Below are 18,667 nucleotides of genomic sequence, written 5' to 3'. Positions count from 1 at the left end.
TCGGCCTCACAGCGCTTTAAAAAGGTTGATTCGCGTTGAAATTGCACAATGCGAAAGATTTAGCGGCAGTGGGCGCGTAAATCGTGGAAGGCCGCTGCCCGTCGAGGGGTATTTCCGCAACCTGCTAAGCCAGGGTACAGACCCATCAACCCTGCGCACAGGCTCCTGGTACGTTGGTTGAAGACTGCGTGCGACCTGCATGGGGTAATCGTGTGCGCCGATACCCCGGGATGTAAAACGATTGAATCGCACTCCAAAACAAACACGATTTGAGAAGGAGTTCGCCATGCAACACACGCGCAGTTTCACTCGCGGTCACTTTCGCGATTCTGCAGCGGCGTTCGTTTAAGGACAGAAGCCAATCATGAGCAACGTGAGATCACCAACTGCACCTTCGTTCCCTCACAAATTCCTCTTTGCGTGCAATCGCGATGGAGAGCAGCGCCGCACCCGGCTGGACGAACGTGCCAACGATTTCTTCGGAACCGAGGACCTGCTATCGCAGGCTTACGAAGATGCGGTGCATGTGGGAGTGATGGCTGACTAAACGATAACGATAGCGTGCCTCCGCTTCCTCGAAGCTTCTCGATTACCCGTGAGGTAATTGAATCGCGCTCTTGCGATCGCTAAGATTCCCCTGGATCCTCGGAAAAGAGGAACAAGAACGGTGCACTAGCTAGACAGGACGAGTGGTCAATCATGGAAAGACGAAATCAGACAGGCGAAACATCGCAGCGAATCAGCGAGAAAGCCGCCTTCGGTATCAAGTGGAAAGACATTGCGCGGGCCGTCCGTCGGCGGTCGATACGTTGGAGAGTTCAAATGGATGAACTGCATGATAAGGGGCTCTTTCATCCCCTGGTAGCAGGAGCCGCGATCTATCTCGCCGAGATCATGGCGAGTGTCGATTCGAGTATCGGTCGCGCGGTGATCGTGGTGATCGGCGGCCTCGCGCTTCAGATCTATCGCAAGCTCACGCGATGCAATTGCCGCGTCGAGTAACGCGTCGTGCGGAGCGCTTATGCGAGACTGTGATTCGGGCAGTCCCGAATGGCGATCGCGCTACGTATGTGCGGTATCGAACCAAATGACACCAATGCTTTGAAGGACCATCGGGTATTCCTCGCCCCATTCGAGCCGAAGGTGCGCTAGACGTGCACCTATCGGGCGGGCGGGTACTGACCTTCGTTCTCTCTACGTTTACAAACACCCGCTTCACGAGCACTGAAATCGCATCCAGTGGCGCAACTCAGTGAGTCGCAGGCGAAAAACGCACTTGCAATCGGGAAAGCTGCCGGATATAGGGAAACTGTGAGGCAATAGGCTGCCCTTTCAATCCAACGACTCACGGAAAATCCCGTCAATTTCGTAAAGAAAATGTCAGTCAGCAAGTAAAGATGCAAATTTTGGCTGCATATTACGGGCTCTGTTTCATAGCCGATCTCCAATTCAAGACCATAGGCTCAGGGTCCATCGTCCCGACAGAAAATTTATTCCGTGCTGGAAAATTCAGTCCGCGACCCCGAAAAATCGGATCTGGAAAAAATCGTCATTTTTTCATAGATTTTATTCACATTGCTCGAATTTGAATCGAGCGACACACCTGGCCTAGAAGGATGCATGCCGTTTATGCAATCCACATGAAAGACAGTGCTCCTTCGAATAATGGCAGAGTGGCAGTCGGCTCGATTCTCGCCATGGGCGGACTCGTGGCGGCCATCGCGCTCGTCGTCCTCAATGACCGACGCAGGTGCTGGCTGCTGTGACCCGGTTGGGCTGGAGTATCGCCGCAATCGTGGCAGTCCGTGTCCTCATCATCGCACTGACCTGTGTTGCATGGGGGATGATCGTTCGTCCCCTCATGAGAAGGGGTTTTGAACTGTTGAACTGTTCGTTTTCCTTCGCTGGGTGAGAGAGGCAATCAGCGTGTTCCTGCCTGTAGCGCCGGTCGGCGCACGGCTTCTGGCCTTCTCTGGCGTGCCCGCGGGCCCGGCCGGTGCGTCGATACTGGCGGACCTCCTGATCCAGTCGTTCTCCGGGTTGCTGTTCACTATCGCTGTACTTGTGCTTCTCGCGGCGAACGGTCGTGGGAGTTCCCTGACGGGTGGGCTGATGTTCGGAATCGTGTTCGGAATCGTGCTCGGAATCCTCGCCATTGGCGGTTTCTACGTGACACAGCGCGCTGGTTTGCTTGCGCCGGTCGAACGCGCCGTGCTTGCCGCTGCATGCTGGTCAAAGACAGGTTTCAGCGGCGAGCTGCAACTCCACGATAACCTGCAGCGCATCTACGAAAATGCTGTGGCGACCCTGCGCGCCGCCTGGCTTGCCGGAACAGCGGAAGTGTGGATTGGCCCTTGAATCCATGGGCGCCTCACCCGGCATTGTGGAAGCGATGGTGGTCGGGAGCCTCGGACAGGCCATGCGCGCTGCCAGCTTTCCTGTGCCGGGCGCGTTTGGCGTGCAGGAAGGAGGTTTTCTGCTGTTGGGTAAGGCGTACGGCTTCCCGCAGAGTTCGCCCTTGCGTTCGCGCTGTTCAAGCGGATACCCGACATTGTGCTGGGCCTTCTGCGGCTCTTTTTCTGGCATCTCGTGAAACCGTGCCGGCTTCTGTTGCCCAGTCATGCCTTATCTGCTAACGAGACCGCACGACAAGTTCTTCGGCAATCACGACTTCCAGAGGATCGGTGAAGGAGTCCAGAATGAATACCCCGTCGACAGCTTTCGCCGCGGCCGCGAGCTTCCACAGCCTGGCGCCTCCAAAACCGACGCCAGTCAATTCGTGGAATGAATGGGACCCGCTTGAAGAAGTGATTGTCGGCAGGCTGGATGGAGCGGTGATTCCTCCGCATCACGTCACGGTGACGTTCAACATCCCGAGCTTCACGGCCAGGCTTCACCGCTTTGTTGCCGGCCGACGCTATCCAAGGTGGATGATCAAACGGGCTCAAAGTGAACTCGACGGATTCATTCGCATCCTGGAGGAAGAAGGCGTCGGCGTTCGCCGTCCCGATATCGTCAATCACCGCGCCCGCTTTAGCACGACTGCCTGGTCCAGTCGCGGCTTCTGCGTCACCTGCCCACGTGACGGATATCTGGTCATCGGCGACGAGATCATCGAGACGCCCATGTGCTGGCGCTCCCGCTACTTCGAGGGCGACGCCTACCGAGCCCTCTTCAAGGAGTATTTCCACAAGGGTGCCCGCTGGACTTCGGCGCCGCGGCCGCAACTGACCGACGAGCTGTTCGACTACAGCTACCGTATTCCAGGAAAGGGTGAACCGCTGCGCTATATCGTCAACGAGTTCGAACCCGTGTTTGACGCCGCCGATTTTGTCCGCTGTGGTCGCGACCTGTTCGTCACCCGCTCGAACGTGACGAATCTGGCCGGCATCAACTGGTTACGGCGCCATCTCGGTGATGCCTTCCGTATTCACGAGATCGAAACCCGCTGCCGCCAACCGATGCATATTGACTCCAGCTTCAACCCGCTGTGTCCGGGAAAGGTACTGATCAACCCGGACTATATCGATAAGACCCGGCTGCCTGCGATATTGAAGACCTGGGACGTGCTGGTCGCGCCCCGCCCCGACCCTGTCGACGGCGTGATGTCGAAGATTTCGATGTGCAGTCCCTGGACCAGTATCAATACGTTGATGCTGGATGAGAAGCGACTGGTAGTCGACGCGTCACAGGTTTCGCTCATCAATGCGCTCAAGGGCTGGGGCTTCCAGCCAATTCCGTGTGCGTTCCTTAGCTATGGTCCGTTCGGTGGCGCGTTTCATTGTGCGACCCTCGATGTGCGCCGACGCGGCACGCTGCAATCGTACTTCTGAAGTGGCGGTCCTTGCGAAGATTGCTGCTGCCCGCGCACGGCGTCACAGGTTGCGCCCTGCGGCGACGCGCCGCGCACCCCTGCCGCAACACCGCGCAGCCTGCCACGACGCAGGTCAAGCTTCATGCAGGTTGCTAGCTACGGGTGTCATCAGGTCGCAGGCTGGGCACTTGTTACGCCATACCCCGTCAAACATATCGTGAAATCGCTCGCGATCCGGTTGAATGCACATGCAACCGGGATCGACGACCTTCGCGGCGTGCCCGTGCCGCATGGCGGACTCGCTCGTGCCCTTTGCCGCCTGTGCGCCCCGGCGAGCCGCGCAACCAATGTCCGACGGCCGCAGGTGCCCGGCACCCGCGCTCAGGTTTCGGTCCAACCGCACTTCGCGAACAGCGAGGTGCACGATGCCTCAGGCTGCATCGCGTTGATGCTGGTCCGCTACGGACGCCACAAGCTCACCCATAAGGAGAGAACAGTGATGATTGACCGCCAGAAACACCTGCGTTGGCCCGTCGTTGCCGCCAGGCAAATCCTTCTGGCGGTGCTCGTCGCCGTGCTGGCTGGGTGCGTGTCGCTTGCACCGCCCTTTGAGCAGCCGCCGCTGCCCGTCCCGTCCACATTCCCTGACGCGTATGGCAACCCTGCAACCGGTGGCGAAAACACCACCAGCGCCACCCTTGTCGGCTGGAAGGACTATTTCACCGACCCAACGCTCCAATCGCTCATTGGCGAAGCGCTCGACTACAACCGTGACCTGAGGCTCGCGATCCAGCGGGTGGAGGAAGCGCGCGCGATGTACGGCATTCGGCGCGCCGACCAGTTTCCGAGCATCGGCGTCTCCGCCGATCTTGCCCGCGCGCGCGTCCCCGCCGACCTCTCAGGCGTCGGCCGCCCCGTGACGGGAAACCAGTTTCAGGTCGGCGTGGGTCTCGCAAGCTGGGAGCTGGACTTCTGGGGCCGCGTGGCGAACCTCAAGGACGCAGCATTGCAGAACTACCTCGCGAGCGACGCCGCGCGCCAGGCCGTCACGCTCACTGTGATCGAGCAGGTCGCCAACGGTTACCTGAGCCTGCGCGAACTCGACGAGCGCATCATGCTCATGAATGCGACCATCGCGAGCCGGGAGAAGTCGTACCGTATCTTCAAGCACCGCTATGAAGCGGGCTCGACCTCGCGGCTCGATCTCAGGCAGGTCGAAACATTGTGGCGCCAGTCCGTCGCGCTCGGCGCCCAGCTCCAGCAGGAGCGAGCCACACGCGTGAACGCATTGCAGGTGCTGGTTGGCAAGCCGGTCGAGTTGCCGCACGAGGACGTCAGGCTCGACGACAACGCCGTGATGGCCGACCTGCCGGCGGGCCTGCCTTCAGACCTGCTCGTGAACCGCCCCGACATCGTCGCCGCCGAATTCCAGCTGCGCGCGGCCAACGCCAACATCGGTGCGGCGCGCGCCGAGTTCTTCCCGAAGATCACGTTGACGGGCTCGTTCGGCACCGCCAGCACGCAACTTGACAATCTGTTCACGGGACCAAGCCGCGCCTGGAGCTTCGGCCCGACCGTCTCGCTGCCCATCTTTGACATGGGCCGCCGCGAGGCGAACCTCGATGTCACGAAAGCGCAGCGCGACCAGGCCGTTACATCCTATGAACTGGCGGTGCAGTCGGCTTTTCGCGACGTAGCCGACGCCATCGCCGCGCGACAGTGGCTTGCCGAGCAGGTGGATGCGCTGCGCGCGACGCAGGAGGCGCAGGCCGAGCGCGCCCGCCTCGCGCAAATGCGCTACGACCACGGCGCCTCGCCGTTCCTCGAAGTGCTTGACGCGCAGCGCGACCTGCTCGCCGCGCAACAGCAACTCGTGGAAACACGGCGCGCGCTGCTTTCCAGCCGCGTTTCGCTCTTCTCGGCACTCGGCGGCAGTGGCTTCACTAACAATGTCGCCACGCCCACCCTCCCGCCAGCCACGCCTGCCTCACCTGCCGGTGGCGTGCAAAACCCATCCTGATCGAGGTTTCCCGTCATGCAGATTTCAGCCCGCAAACTCATTCCCGCCGCCGTCATCGCCATCGCATTAGCGGTGGGCGGCTATTTCGGCTGGCGCATGCTTGCGGATCGCGGTCCAGGCGCTGGCTTCGTAAGTGGCAACGGTCGCATCGAGGCGACCGAAATCGACATCGCCACCAAGCTCGCGGGACGTGTACGCGACGTGCTCGTGCGCGACGGCGACTTCGTGAGCGCGGGCCAGACGCTCGCACACATGCAGGTCGACACGCTGCAGGCGCAACGCAATGAAGCCGTCGCGCAACATCAGCAAGCGGTGAACACCGAAGCCAGCGCGAAGGCGCAGGTCGCCCTGCGCGAAAGCGATCAGCGCGCCGCCGAAGCCGGCGTGACGCAACGCGAAAGCGAACTCGATGCTGCGCGCCGCCGTCTCGCGCGTTCCGAAAAGCTCTCGAAGCAAGGCGCCTCATCGATGCAGGAACTCGACGACGACCGTGCGCGCGTGAAGAGCGCCCAGGCTGCGGTCGCCGCCGCGAAGGCCCAGGTCACTGCGGCCGCCGCGGCCGTGACTGCGGCGCGCGCGCAACAGACCGGCGCGGCTTCGGCCATTGCGGCAGCACAGGCCACCATCGACCGCGTTCAGGCCGATATTGCCGACAGCGATCTCAGGGCCCCTCGCGCCGGCCGCGTGCAGTTTCGCGTGGCGCAACCGGGTGAAGTACTCGGCGCGGGCGGCCGGGTCCTCAACATGGTCGACCTCGCCGACGTGTACATGACTTTCTTCCTGCCCACCAGCGCGGCGGGACGCGTGGCGCTCGGCCAGGACGTACATATCGTGCTCGACGCCGTGCCGCAGTATGTCATTCCCGCACGCATCACGTTCGTCTCGTCCACCGCGCAATTCACCCCGAAGACCGTCGAAACCCAGAGTGAGCGCGAGAAACTCATGTTCCGCGTGAAGGCGCAGATCGATCCTGAACTGCTGCAACAGCACCTCAAGTACGTCAAGACCGGCTTGCCCGGCGTGGCCTGGGTCAAGCTCGATGCTGATGAAGACTGGCCCGCCAACCTCCAGGTTCGGGTGCCCTGATGAGCGAGCCTGCTGTTCGCATCGAACATGTCAGCCTGCGCTACGGCAAGACCGTCGCGCTGCGCGACGTCACCCAGGACGTGCCCGCGGGCCGGATGGTCGGCCTGATCGGCCCGGACGGCGTGGGCAAGTCGAGTTTGCTCTCGCTCGTGGCGGGCTCACGCGCGGTGCAGCAAGGCACGGTCTGGGTGCTCGGCGGCGACATGGCGAGCAAGCAGCACCGCGACGAGGTATGCCCGCGTATTGCCTACATGCCGCAAGGGCTCGGCAAGAATCTGTACCCCACGCTCTCGGTCGAAGAGAACCTGCAATTCTTCGGTCGCCTGTTCGGTCACGACGCAGGCGAGCGCCGCCGCCGCATCGACGCACTCACGCGCAGCACCGGCCTCGACCCTTTTCTCGCGCGGCCTGCCGGGAAGCTCTCGGGCGGCATGAAGCAGAAACTCGGCCTGTGCTGCGCGCTGATCCACGATCCAGACCTTCTCGTCCTCGACGAACCCACTACGGGCGTCGATCCGCTCGCACGCTCGCAGTTCTGGGACCTCATCAACGGCATCCGCAAGGAGCGCCCTTCGATGAGCGTCATCGTCGCGACCGCCTACATGGACGAGGCGCAGCGCTTCGACTGGCTGATCGCGATGGACGACGGTGCGGTTCTCGCGACTGGCACGCCCGTTGATCTGCTTGAACGAACAACGACGGATTCGCTCGAAGAGGCCTTCATTGCGCTCTTGCCGGAGTCGAAGAAGCGCGGCCATCAGCCTGTGGAGATCGCCCCGCTGCAAGCCGACGAGCACGCGGAAATCGCCATCGAGGCGAAAGACCTGACGATGCGCTTTGGCGACTTCGTCGCGGTCGATCACGTCAGCTTTCGCATTCGCCGCGGCGAAATTTTCGGTTTTCTCGGCTCGAACGGCTGCGGCAAGTCCACCACGATGAAGATGCTCACGGGCCTGTTGCCCGCGAGCGAAGGCCACGCCTGGCTCTTCGGCCACGAAGTGAATCCGCGTGATCTCGACACGCGCCGCCGCGTGGGCTACATGTCGCAAGCGTTCTCGCTCTACGGCGAACTGACGGTGCGCCAGAACCTCGTGCTGCACGCACGGCTATTTCACGTGCCCGAGGCGCAGATCGAAGCACGCGTGAGCGAGATGGTCGAGCGCTTCGACCTGGCCGAAGTGCTCGACACGCTGCCTGAGAGCCTGCCGCTCGGCGTGCGGCAGCGCCTCTCGCTCGCCGTGGCGATGGTTCACAAGCCGGAATTGCTGATCCTCGACGAGCCCACCTCGGGCGTCGACCCGGTGGCGCGTGACAACTTCTGGCGCCTGCTCATCGCACTCGCGCGCGAAGATCAGGTGACGATCTTCATCTCCACGCACTTCATGAACGAGGCCGGGCGCTGCGACCGCATCTCGCTCATGCATGCAGGCCGCGTGCTCGTAAGCGATACCCCCGAGGCCATCAGGCAAAACCGCGGCGCGGCGACGCTCGAAGAGGCGTTCATCGCCTGGCTCGTCGACGCGGGCGCGGGCACCGAAGCCAGCGCGACAGACGAACTTGCCACGCTCGGCGAAAGCGCCGCGGAGAAAGACATCGCGAGCGCCGCGCACGCGACGCAGCGCCGCTTCAGCTTCCAGCGCGCGTTCAGCTACATGTGGCGCGAAACACTGGAACTGCGCCGCGACCCGGTGCGCGCCACGCTCGCGTTGGCAGGCTCGCTGCTGCTGCTCTTCGTGATGGGCTTCGGCATCAGCATGGACGTGGAAGACCTGCGCTTCGCCGTGCTCGACCACGACCGGACCACACTTTCCCGGAACTACGAATTGAATCTGGCGGGCTCACGCTACTTCGTCGAGCAGCCACCCATCGCAAACTACGGGGAGATGGACCGCCGGCTGCGTAGCGGTGAGCTTGCGGTCGCCCTGGAGATTCCGCCGGGCTTCGCGCGCGACGTAGCGCGCGGCAGGCCGGTTCAGATCGGCGTGTGGGTCGATGGCGCGAACCCGCAGCGCGCTGAGACCGTGCGCGGCTACGTGCTCGGCATGCACCAGGGGTGGCTGCTGCAACAGGCATCGCAGCGCCTGGGCACTGCCGTACAAGCGCCCGTCGCCATACAAACGCGCTTTAGGTACAACCCCGATGTGCGCAGCCTGCCCGCCATGGTGCCCGCCGTGATCCCCGTACTGCTGCTCATGATGCCAGCCATGCTCACGGCGCTCGCCGTGGTACGCGAGAAGGAACTGGGCTCGATCATCAACCTCTATGTGACGCCGGTCACGCGGCTCGAATTCCTGCTCGGCAAGCAGGCGCCCTACGTCCTGCTCGCGCTGCTCAACTTCCTGTTGATGACGCTGCTCGCCGTGACGGTGTTCGGCGTGCTAATCAAAGGGAGTTTCCTCACACTGCTCGCCGCCGCCGTGCTCTACAGCCTGTGCGCGACAGCCATCGGCCTGCTCGCTTCCACGTTCACGAAAAGCCAGATCGCCGCGCTCTTCTTCACGATGATCGGCACGATGGTGCCGGCCGTGCAATTCGCGGGGCTCCTCACGCCCGTTTCCTCGCTGGAGGGTGCGGGGCGCGTGATCGGCCAGATCTATCCGGCGAGCTACATGCTTACGATCAGCCGAGGCGTGTTCAACAAGGCACTGCATTTTGGCGACCTCTGGCAGTCGTTCTGGCCGCTCGTGCTCGCAACGCCCATTGTGATCGCCGTGACCGTCGCGCTGCTCAAGAAGCAGGAGACCTGACATGGGCCGTCATCTCGCCAACATCTATCGGCTGGGCGTGAAGGAACTCTGGAGCCTGGTGCGCGATCCCATGCTGCTGTTGCTCATCGTCTTCTCGTTCACGGCGATGATCTATTCCTCGGCAACGTCGCGACCAGAAACGCTCCACATGGCGCCTATCGCCGTGATCGACCACGATGTCTCGCCGCTCTCGCAGCGCATCATCGAAGCGTTCTTCCCGCCGCACTTCCTCGTGCCGACGCACGTCACACCCGCCGAGGCCGACGCAGGCATGGACGCTGGCCGCTATACCTTCGTGCTCAGCATTCCGCCCAACCTGCAGCGCGACGTGCTTGCGGGCCGTGCCGCCGAGGTGCAGCTCAACGTGGACGCCACGCGCATGAGCCAGGCGTTCACGGGCAACGGCTACATTCAGCAAATGATCGGCGATGAAGTGAGCACGTTCGTGAACCGCTATCGCGCGCCAACGGAGTCCCCGGTCGATCTCGCGGTACGCATGCGCTTCAACCCGAATCTCACGCAGGCGTGGTTCGGCTCGCTCATGGAGATCATCAACAACGTGACGATGCTCTCCATCATTCTCACGGGCGCGGCGCTCATCCGCGAGCGCGAGCACGGCACCATCGAGCACCTGCTCGTCATGCCCGTCACGCCCACTGAGATCATGCTCGCCAAGGTCTGGTCGATGGGACTCGTGGTGCTCGTGGCGGCGGCGTTCTCGCTCACCTTCATCGTACGCGGCGCGCTGCACGTGCCGATTGAAGGATCGGTTGCGCTCTTTCTCGCGGGCGCCGCACTGCACCTGTTCGCTACCACGGCGATGGGCATTTTTATGGCCACGCTCGCGCGCAGCATGCCGCAGTTTGGCATGCTGCTCGTGCTGGTCTTGCTGCCGTTGCAGATGCTCTCGGGCGGCAGCACACCGCGCGAGTCCATGCCGCAGTTCGTGCAGGACATCATGCTCATCGCACCGACCACGCATTTCGTCGAACTCGGTCAGGCTATTCTCTTTCGCGGGGCGGGCATTTCTGTTGTCTGGCAATCATTGCTCTGGCTCGCGGTGATCGGCAGCGTGCTGTTCGCATTCTCGCTCATGCGCTTTCGCAAAACCCTCAGTCAAATGGCCTGAATCCCGCGTACTGAGGATTTGATGCATTACGCTTAAATCTGCGCCGTACTTATATCAATGTCACGAATTGATTGAATTAAACGCCATTTCACTTATCCTGTTCCCATAGTGGCGCGATGGTCCAAACCAGCAGTCCTCTCATCGGAGGTCACGGCCAAAATGAGTCTCGCCATCATCATCCTGCTCGCGCTCCTGGGCGTCGGGGTACTGCTTGCTCTCTGGCTCATGGGCGTCTACAACGGGCTCGTGGTCGCCCGAAACCGCTTCAGGAACGCCTTCGCCCAGATCGACGTGCAGCTCAAACGCCGCTACGAGCTGATTCCGAACCTGATCGAAGCCGTCAAGGGCTACATGGGCCACGAGAGGGAGACGCTCGACGCTGTTATCAATGCCCGAAACAGCGCGATAGCGGCCGAACAGAAAGTCGCCACCAACCCCGGCGACCCGGCGGCCGTGAGGGAGCTTAACCAGGCCGAGACCCAGCTCGGTGGCACCCTGGGCCGGCTCTTTGCCCTGTCCGAGGCGTACCCGGACCTCAAGGCCAACCAGAACATGCTCGCCCTGCAGGAGGAGCTGACCTCGACCGAGAACAAGATCGGCTTCGCCCGGCAAGCGTTCAACGATGCCGCCACCGAGTACAACATCCGGCGCGAGGTTTTCCCGGCTGTCATGGTGGCTGGCATGTTCGGCTTCAAGGAGGCGGCGCTGCTCGAAACCGCAGAGACCGAGCGCTCAGCGCCCAAGGTGTCGTTCCGCTAGCCGGGAACCGCCATGGCTCCGTACGCTTCATGCTCTCATAGGCGCGCCGACCATGGCCACCAACTTCTTTGAGCAGCAGGATTCGGCACGACGCAAGACCCTCCAGCTCGGAGTCTATTTTGCACTGGCGGTCCTGATCCTGGTTGCGCTGGTGTACGGGCTGCTGGTGGGGTTCAGCATGTATGACGCCCACGCGCCGGTGCCCTGGTGGCAACCGGAGCTGCTTCTGCTTGCTGCGCTGGGGGTGGGCCTCGTGGTGGGCGGTGCCAGCGCGTTCAAGGTGACCCAGCTCGCGTCCGGCGGCCAGGCCGTGGCCCTGATGCTGGGCGGTGTCGAGGTGCCAGGCACGACCACCGACGCGCGACAGAAGCGGCTGCTCAACGTCGTCGAGGAAATGGCCCTCGCCGCGGGAGTGCCGGTGCCCCCCGTTTATGTTCTGGACGAGCCCGGCATCAATGCCTTCGCGGCCGGCTACGCGCCCGGCGATGCCGTGGTCGCCGTCTCCCAGGGCTGCCTCAACTACCTGACCCGCGACGAGCTGCAGGGCGTGGTGGCCCACGAGTTCAGCCACATCCTCAACGGCGACATGCGGCTCAATATCCGGCTGATCGGCCTGATCTTCGGGATCATGGCGTTGTCCATCATCGGGCGCAGCCTCATGTTCGCATCCCGCGGCCGCTCGTCGGGACGGCGCGACTCCCAGGGCGGCATGATGTTGCTGGGCCTGGGCGTGTTTGTGCTAGGACTGGTGGGAGCGTTCTTCGGGCGGCTGATCATGGCAGCAGTGTCCCGGCAGCGCGAGTACCTTGCTGACGCCAGTGCCGTCCAGTTCACGCGCAACCCCGACGGCATTGGCGGGGCGCTCAAGAAGATCGGCGGGCTGGCCGAAGGGTCACGCATCGAGAACCCCCAGGCCGCCGAAGCCGGTCACATGTTTTTCGCCAACGCATTCGCCGGCAAAGGGCTCGCCGGACTGCTTGCCACCCATCCCCCCCTGGTCGAGCGCATCCGCCAACTCGATCCCCAGTTCGATGGCCAGTTCCCGGAGGTGCAGCCGGTCGGTGTCGATCGGGAAGAACTCGAAGGTCCCCGCCCCGGCCGCGTCCCGCCATTCGCCGCGGCACCGACGTTACCGGGGCTTCCGCAGGTGCCGCTGCCCGTCCTGGGGCTCGCCGACGAGACAGCGTCCCGCGTCGGCCACATCGATCCGGAACTGATTAACTTCGCCCAGGGGCTACACGACGATATGCCAGACGTGCTCCGGCTCGCCGCCCGGGAACCCTTCAGTGCACGCGCCCTGGTCTACGCCCTTCTCATGGACCCGCGGGCGGACCTGCGGGAACGCCAGCTGAGCGGTCTGAGGACCGGCGCCGAGCCGCGGGACTTCGCCGAAACCTTGCGGCTCGTCGCCCCTGCCCAGGCTCTGTCGGACACACATCGATTGCCCCTCCTGGACCTGGCCCTGCCAGCCCTGCGGCAGATGTCGTCCCGGCAGCACCAGGCGTTCCGCGCCCAGGTGGAGGTGCTCATAAGTGCCGACCAGCGGCTGAGCCTGTTCGAGTACACGCTGCGCTGCGTGCTGCATCGGCATCTCGACGCCCAGTATCTGCCCCAGCGTCAGACGCGACCAGTACACAGCTCGCCGCAAAAACTGGCGCACCCGGTTGCGACTGTGTTGGCGCTATTGGCCTGGGAAGGCCAGGCGGAACCCGACCGGGCCGCCCGGGCGTTCGATGCGGGCATGCGCGGCTTCATTGGCGGCGACCACACCCACCGCTTGCCGCTCCGCGAGGAATGCTCCCTCGCCGGGTTTGACGCAGCGCTGCAAGCGCTCAATCAATCCATCCCGGCCATCAAGCGCCGGATGGTCGTCGGCTGTGCGGCCTGCATTGTGGCGGACCAACGGGTCACCGTCCGTGAATCAGAATTGCTCCGCGCCATTTGCGATACGCTCGACTGCCCGCTACCGCCGCTCGTCGCGGGGAACGCGCAATGGGCAATGAACGAGATGACATCCAGCGGTCTATGACAGATGCTACCGGGAGAACCAACGCTGGACTTGCACTCGAGGAGATGCAACCAGTGCCAGCGTGTCAGCACTGCGCGCCGGAACGATCGCCGCCCCTTGCCCATGATGGGCCGATTCCCGCGACGCCACGCGGCGCCGCGTTCGCGACCAGAATCAGTGCCGCGCCGCAAGTTGTGCATCAGACTGCAGCCGGCCACGCTGATGACGGCGTTTGGCTCGGCGTGGTATCACACGGCGCCGTCCGACGCGACGCTCGCCTTGCAGCTGATACACCAGTCGGCGTAGAAATCAATCATGACCGGCTGACCGCCTGATCCAGTTCGGGGTTTCCTGGGTGCACATGGGACAACGGGACATCCTCTTCGGAAGCCGTCCGGGTTGATGCGTCGGGCGTTCTTTGGCGCAAGCCCGAGAAGCGTCAGCGAAATGATGCGTGCCGCAGCTTCGAAATAGACACTGACCCGGCCGTGTGCGCTGTACGTCTCAGGAAATCGCGTACGTCCCCTCCCTTGCGGTGCTTTTTCTCTACCTGGGCACGCGCTCGCCTTTGCCTGCCACGCTGGCGCTGATGGTCGCCGCAACCGTGTGCCGCTGCCTCGAGGTGATCGGACTGCTCGCCTTTCGTACGATGGCCAAGCCCAATCCCGCGAGATTTCTCGGTGCGCTCGGCAAATATGCGGCCGGGATTCCCCTGAGTCTCGCGTTGCTGCGTTGAATCGTCGCGCCGCCTCGGACTGTCGCTGGGTCGGGCCTCAGCGCGCGACGACCATGCACACCGCCGTCGCCGTGGCGACGAGCTTATCGTCCTGCCAGAGTTCCCCGTTCACGTTACACACGCCGCGCCCCCTGCGCACGAGCGTCGCGCGGCCGATCAGCTTACCTGGCTTCGCGGGCCGCAGAAACGAGGTGTTCAGGTTCAGCGTCGCGCAGTGCTCGCCCTCGGCCAGCGTGGAAACGACGAGCGTCGCCGTTACGTCGTCGAGCATGGCGCACAGCATGCCGCCTTGTACCTGTCCAGCCGGGTTCAGGAATGCGGGCGCACCGACGTACTCCGCTTCGAGTGCATCGTCGGTGAACGAAACAAAGGTGCCGCCTAGCGTCGTGGTAATGGCCGGCAGTGAGCCATGCTCGCCGTAGACACGGGCAACCACCCGCTTTTCGTCGATTTCCATGGATGGTTTCCCTATTGGCGCTTCACGGATCATTCGCCACGAAAGACCGGCCTGCGCTTTTCCTTCCACGCGAGGGATCCTTCGCGAAGGTCGTGGGAAGCATCCACCCGCGCTACGTCGCGCTCGAATTCAGCCGCGTCGAGCGTGCCGTTCGCAATACGGTTCAGATGCTTCTTCATACCGAGCAGGGCAAGCGGCGCCATGTCAGTGAGTTCGCCGCTCAGCCGTTCAACTTCATCGGATAACGTTGCATGCGTAACGACCCTGTCGAGAAAGCCGCAGGCCAGCATTTGCGCGGCGTCGAGCGTGGCTGCGCGCAGCAGCAGTTGCTTCGCCACGTTCAAGCCAAGGCGCGAGACGTAACGCTGCAAACCGCCGCGGTAGAACAGCAGCCCGAGCCGCGCAGCCGGCACGAACATCTCACTGCTCTCCACGCCGATGCGAAAATCGCACGCAAGCGCAAGATCGGTCGCACCACCATAAACACCCCCGTTGATCGCGGCGATCGTCACGGGGCGCGCCTGCTCGAGCTCATCGGCAAGCGCCTCGAAACTCGCCGCCGCATTGTCGTCCGCCAGGCTGCCGATATTGAAGCCCGCGCAAAAGTGGCGGCCCTCGGCGCACAGGCGCAGCACCAGCACGTCGCGCTTCGTGTTCACGTCGCGGATGAAACCGCGCAGCGTGGCGAGGTCCTCCGGTTCGAGACGGTTCGCCCTATCCGGCCGGCGCAGCGTAATCGTCGCAATCGTGCCCGCGATGATGAGTTCGGGCGCAAGGCCCGGCGAGTGGGCGGGTTTCGAGGTCATGTCCGGGCTCAATGGAAGTTGTAGATCTGCATTGTCGTCTCCCCGGCCTCGATGCGCTTGCAGATCGCCGCTTCGTCGGCCTCGCGTTGCGCACCCTTCGCTACGACCTCGGCCGCGCGCGCTCGCGGAATCACCACCACGCCATCGCGATCGCCGACGATCAGATCGCCCGCGCTCACCGTCACGTTGCCGATCATCACCGGCTCGTTGATCCAGCCGATGGCTCCATAGTCCTTGCCGGTTCCGCGAATGGCAAACCCGCGCGAAAAGACCGGAAACCCGATCGACTCCAGCAGGTCGGCGTCGCGCACCGCGCCGTCGATCACGAGGCCCGCGAGCCCGCGCACTTTCGCGGCCGTCGTCATCACCTCGCCCCAGTAACCGTGCTCGTACACGCCGTTCGTGTAGACCACCAGCACGTCGCCCGGCTGCGCGAGCAGAATCGCGCGGTGCAGCCAGAGATTGTCGCCGCCGGGCGAGTGCACGGTAACGGCCGTGCCGCAAATCCGGAAGCCCGGCGCCACCGGCTTGATGGCGGCGGGCAATGCGCCGATCTTGCCGCCGGCTTCATGCAGCGTGGCTGCGGGCACGCAGCGCGCGTCCTCTACCACGCTCTTGTCGACGCGTTCTATCGCACTGCGAATCGTCGTGCTCGAATCGTGCTCTTTCATGTTCATTTCCCCCGCGTCTGCAACTGGTGATACTTGAACTGCTTGCGCGCTTCGTCAAGACGCATGCCACCACGGCACGCTTCGCGAATCGCTTCTTCCGCGTGATGGATCGTCTCCGCTGCTTCGAGCACGGCGTCTTCGTGCTCATGCGGAATCACGATCACGCCATCGGCGTCGCCGCGCAGAATGTCGCCGGGCTGCACGCGCGCCTCGCCGATATTCACAGGAATGTTGGTCGCTTCCACCTGCACGCGGTCTTTGCCCGTGCGCATCCAGTGATCGCGGCTGAAGATCGGATAGCCGAGCTTCAGGCACAACGCGACGTCGCGGCAGATGCCGTTGATGACCGTGCCTGCAATGCCGCGGCGGTGCGCGATCTCGGTGAGAATGTCGCCCCACACGGTCGCGTCTTCGCGGCCGCCGTTATCGAGGACGATGACCGCGCCTTCTGGCACGTCGTCGATATAGTCGCCCACCGTGCCGGGCGGATTGGCCGCGGGACCGTACTTGAGTGTCCATGCGCGCCCCGCGAGGCGGAAGTCCGTGCTGCGCGCCTTGACCTTGTAGCACTGGCCGTTGATGCCGAGTTTGTCGAGCGCGTCCGAGAGCGTGGCCGTGTCGAGCTTGCCGGCGCGCTCCACGTTGCGGTCGCTGCGCGTGGCGGGATTGTCGTTCGTCGTCATGGTTGGGGAATCTCTGCAGTGAGCTGGAAATGGGAGATGCGCTCAGGCGAGCATGTGTTCGTAGTTGCCGCCCATCACCTTGCCGGCCGGCGTGCCCGCGAGAATCGCCTTCGCCATCGCGGCTTCCTTCGCGACGATCGTCTCGGCGGTCTCCAGCACGGCATCGATGTCGGCTGCGCGGATGAAGATCACGGCGCTGTTGTCGGCCACGACATAGTCTCCGGCCTCAACCTGCACTTCCCCGATCTGCACCGGCACGTTGGTGCCCTTCTCGACCACGCGGCCACGCGCCGTGCGCGCCGTGGTCCAGCGGCTGAACACGGGCAGTTCATAGCCGATGGCTTCGTCGATATCGCGCACGTGGCCGTCCGCCACCACGCCCGCTACCTGGCGCACCTTGGCGGCGAGCGAGAGCAGGCCGCCCCAGCATCCGGCTTCCACGCCGCTGCGCTGCTCGACCACGATCACGTTGTCCGCGCCGGCCTGCTCGACGGCGGTGCAGCCCAGATGCACAGGCGGTCCCGGCGGCGCTTCGCCCGTGCCGAGCTTGACGGTGATCGCGCGGCCCGCAATGCGGCCCTGGCCCGAGCGCTGCGGCAGCCCGCTCACCACGCCGGGGAGTTTGAGTTTGTCGAGCGCGTCGGAGACGGCGCAGCAGTCGAGCCGTCGCAGACGCTGTACGTTTTGGTCAGCCATGTCGTTGTCTTTCCGTGAAAATCCTGTTCGAATGCGCGATGGTCAATCCAGCGTGTGCCACGCCGCGAAACACAGTCCCGTGCCGGTCAGCGCGGGACTGCGGTAGCCCGGTATGTACGAGACCCAGTCGAGCTCGAGCGACTTCACCGCTTCCACCGCGATGATCCAGTTGCGGATTTCCGAACTGCCCGCCTGCAGTTGCTTGGGGTCGAGGGCGGCGAGCCACGCGCTGTCCTTGCGGCGAATCGCTTCGATAATGCCGTTGTCGAGTTCCTCGTCCACCACGAAGTGCGAGAGGCCGCCCGAGGCGAGCACGCCCACGCGCAGGTCTTCGGGATAGGCCTCGATCAGTTCGCGCAACGCGGCGCCAAGCTGGATGCAGCGGCGCGGCGTGGGCTGGTTGGGCGGGTCGAATGTGTTGACGATCACCGGAATCACCGGCAAACCGGTGCCCTGCAGATAGCGGCGGTGAATGAACGAGAACGCGTGCCCCTCGTACTGGCCGCGCTCCAGACCGTCCATTGCCGCGATGTCGAAGTCGCGCTCGCAAAGCTCGCGGATCATCCAGCGCGCCATTTCCGCCTTGACGGGGTAGTGCACATCGGCGTCGGGTTCCTGGCGCATGGTGCGGGCGCGGGCGTACCAGCTGTCGTTGGGGCTCGTCTCGCGCTTCGCGTTGCGGATCGTCTCGCCATAATAGATCGCGAACGCCGGGTTGTTCGTGCTGCGAAACAACTCGGTCTGGTCGTCGCCCACCACGAACAACACGTCGAGCTTCGCAGCGCGAATGCGATCGCGCAGTTCATCCATGGCCGCTTCGGCCTGGTCGTAGCGTTCGCCCATTTTCTCCGGCGTGACCATCGCTTCGGCTTCGCTGGGCGCGCGCTCCAGCAGATCGCCGTAGCTGACGTGGTTGCCCGCCCTGTCGAAGTAATGCGGGTTCTTCGGGTCCACCGCGCGAAAACCGTGTTGCCAGTCTTCGCGCTGCGCCACCAGCATGATGCTGTGCGACGAGCCGAATGCGGCTACGAGGCGTGCCATTTCGTCTCCTTCTC

The 18,667-nt window shown here is 63.5% G+C and carries 17 protein-coding genes and 1 pseudogene; 12 read left to right on the top strand and 6 right to left on the bottom strand.

All coding sequences use genetic code 11. The annotated features are described in order from the left end of the window. Nucleotides 1–364 precede the first annotated feature (364 nt). The 12 genes and pseudogenes from AB4Y44_RS16620 to AB4Y44_RS16565 all read left to right on the top strand — a co-directional run. The gene (locus tag AB4Y44_RS16620; RefSeq protein WP_368700232.1) at nt 365–547 is read left to right on the top strand and encodes a hypothetical protein; all 183 of its coding nucleotides are present in this window, start codon (nt 365–367) and stop codon (nt 545–547) included. 275 nt (nt 548–822) lie between these two features. Next, nucleotides 823–1,002 carry a hypothetical protein gene (locus tag AB4Y44_RS16615; RefSeq protein ID WP_342920136.1) on the top strand — a complete coding sequence of 60 codons (180 nt, stop codon included), beginning with the start codon at nt 823–825 and terminating at the stop codon, nt 1,000–1,002. A gap of 924 nt (nt 1,003–1,926) precedes the next feature. Further along, on the top strand, nt 1,927–2,358 hold the full coding sequence (locus AB4Y44_RS16610; RefSeq protein WP_342920135.1) for a hypothetical protein: 432 nt from the start codon (nt 1,927–1,929) through the stop codon (nt 2,356–2,358). After that, nucleotides 2,348–2,593, top strand: a complete 246-nt coding sequence (locus AB4Y44_RS16605; protein WP_342920134.1) for a hypothetical protein — start codon at nt 2,348–2,350, stop codon at nt 2,591–2,593. The genes AB4Y44_RS16610 and AB4Y44_RS16605 overlap by 11 nt, the downstream gene beginning before the upstream one ends. Nucleotides 2,594–2,699: 106 nt before the next feature. Continuing rightward, nucleotides 2,700–3,833, top strand: a complete 1,134-nt coding sequence (locus AB4Y44_RS16600) for an amidinotransferase (protein ID WP_342920133.1) — start codon at nt 2,700–2,702, stop codon at nt 3,831–3,833. Nucleotides 3,834–4,313: 480 nt separating this feature from the next. Next, nucleotides 4,314–5,834, top strand: a complete 1,521-nt coding sequence (locus AB4Y44_RS16595) for an efflux transporter outer membrane subunit (RefSeq protein WP_368700231.1) — start codon at nt 4,314–4,316, stop codon at nt 5,832–5,834. Nucleotides 5,835–5,849: 15 nt separating this feature from the next. Continuing rightward, on the top strand, nt 5,850–6,920 hold the full coding sequence (locus AB4Y44_RS16590) for an HlyD family secretion protein (protein ID WP_368700230.1): 1,071 nt from the start codon (nt 5,850–5,852) through the stop codon (nt 6,918–6,920). Continuing rightward, the gene (gene rbbA / locus AB4Y44_RS16585) at nt 6,920–9,667 is read left to right on the top strand and encodes a ribosome-associated ATPase/putative transporter RbbA (RefSeq protein ID WP_368700229.1); all 2,748 of its coding nucleotides are present in this window, start codon (nt 6,920–6,922) and stop codon (nt 9,665–9,667) included. Before AB4Y44_RS16590 ends, rbbA begins: the two co-directional genes overlap by 1 nt. A gap of 1 nt (nt 9,668) precedes the next feature. Next, nucleotides 9,669–10,796: an ABC transporter permease gene (locus AB4Y44_RS16580; protein ID WP_368700228.1), complete on the top strand. Its 1,128-nt coding sequence runs from the start codon at nt 9,669–9,671 to the stop codon at nt 10,794–10,796. Between the two features lie 159 nt (nt 10,797–10,955). Beyond that, a complete protein-coding gene (locus AB4Y44_RS16575) occupies nt 10,956–11,555 on the top strand; it encodes a LemA family protein (RefSeq protein ID WP_368700227.1) in 600 nt (199 codons plus the stop codon). A gap of 52 nt (nt 11,556–11,607) precedes the next feature. Then, nucleotides 11,608–13,584: a M48 family metallopeptidase gene (locus AB4Y44_RS16570; RefSeq protein WP_368700226.1), complete on the top strand. Its 1,977-nt coding sequence runs from the start codon at nt 11,608–11,610 to the stop codon at nt 13,582–13,584. A 496-nt stretch (nt 13,585–14,080) separates the two neighbouring features. Then, nucleotides 14,081–14,299 (top strand): annotated as a pseudogene (locus tag AB4Y44_RS16565) (MAPEG family protein); the annotation flags it as partial. Between the two features lie 37 nt (nt 14,300–14,336). On the opposite strand, the gene AB4Y44_RS16560 reads toward AB4Y44_RS16565, so the two are convergent. From AB4Y44_RS16560 to AB4Y44_RS16535, 6 genes are read right to left on the bottom strand one after another with little or no spacing between them, the layout of a single operon-like run. Beyond that, on the bottom strand, nt 14,337–14,756 hold the full coding sequence (locus AB4Y44_RS16560) for a PaaI family thioesterase (protein WP_368700225.1): 420 nt from the start codon (nt 14,754–14,756) through the stop codon (nt 14,337–14,339). A gap of 29 nt (nt 14,757–14,785) precedes the next feature. Then, nucleotides 14,786–15,562 carry an enoyl-CoA hydratase/isomerase family protein gene (locus AB4Y44_RS16555; RefSeq protein WP_368700224.1) on the bottom strand — a complete coding sequence of 259 codons (777 nt, stop codon included), beginning with the start codon at nt 15,560–15,562 and terminating at the stop codon, nt 14,786–14,788. 8 nt (nt 15,563–15,570) lie between these two features. Continuing rightward, entirely contained in the window at nt 15,571–16,233 is a 663-nt protein-coding gene (locus AB4Y44_RS16550) for a 4-carboxy-4-hydroxy-2-oxoadipate aldolase/oxaloacetate decarboxylase (protein WP_368700223.1), read from the bottom strand. Between the two features lie 2 nt (nt 16,234–16,235). Continuing rightward, nucleotides 16,236–16,916, bottom strand: a complete 681-nt coding sequence (locus AB4Y44_RS16545) for an RraA family protein (RefSeq protein WP_368700222.1) — start codon at nt 16,914–16,916, stop codon at nt 16,236–16,238. 42 nt (nt 16,917–16,958) lie between these two features. Next, entirely contained in the window at nt 16,959–17,612 is a 654-nt protein-coding gene (locus AB4Y44_RS16540; protein ID WP_342920122.1) for an RraA family protein, read from the bottom strand. A gap of 42 nt (nt 17,613–17,654) precedes the next feature. Next, nucleotides 17,655–18,653, bottom strand: a complete 999-nt coding sequence (locus tag AB4Y44_RS16535) for a protocatechuate 3,4-dioxygenase (RefSeq protein ID WP_342920121.1) — start codon at nt 18,651–18,653, stop codon at nt 17,655–17,657. Between the last annotated feature and the right edge of the window lie 14 nt (nt 18,654–18,667).

The sequence above is a fragment of the Paraburkholderia sp. BR10937 genome (genome assembly GCF_040965695.1).
In the GTDB taxonomy this organism is placed as follows: domain Bacteria; phylum Pseudomonadota; class Gammaproteobacteria; order Burkholderiales; family Burkholderiaceae; genus Paraburkholderia.
This window is presented reverse-complemented; position numbering and strand designations above follow the sequence as displayed.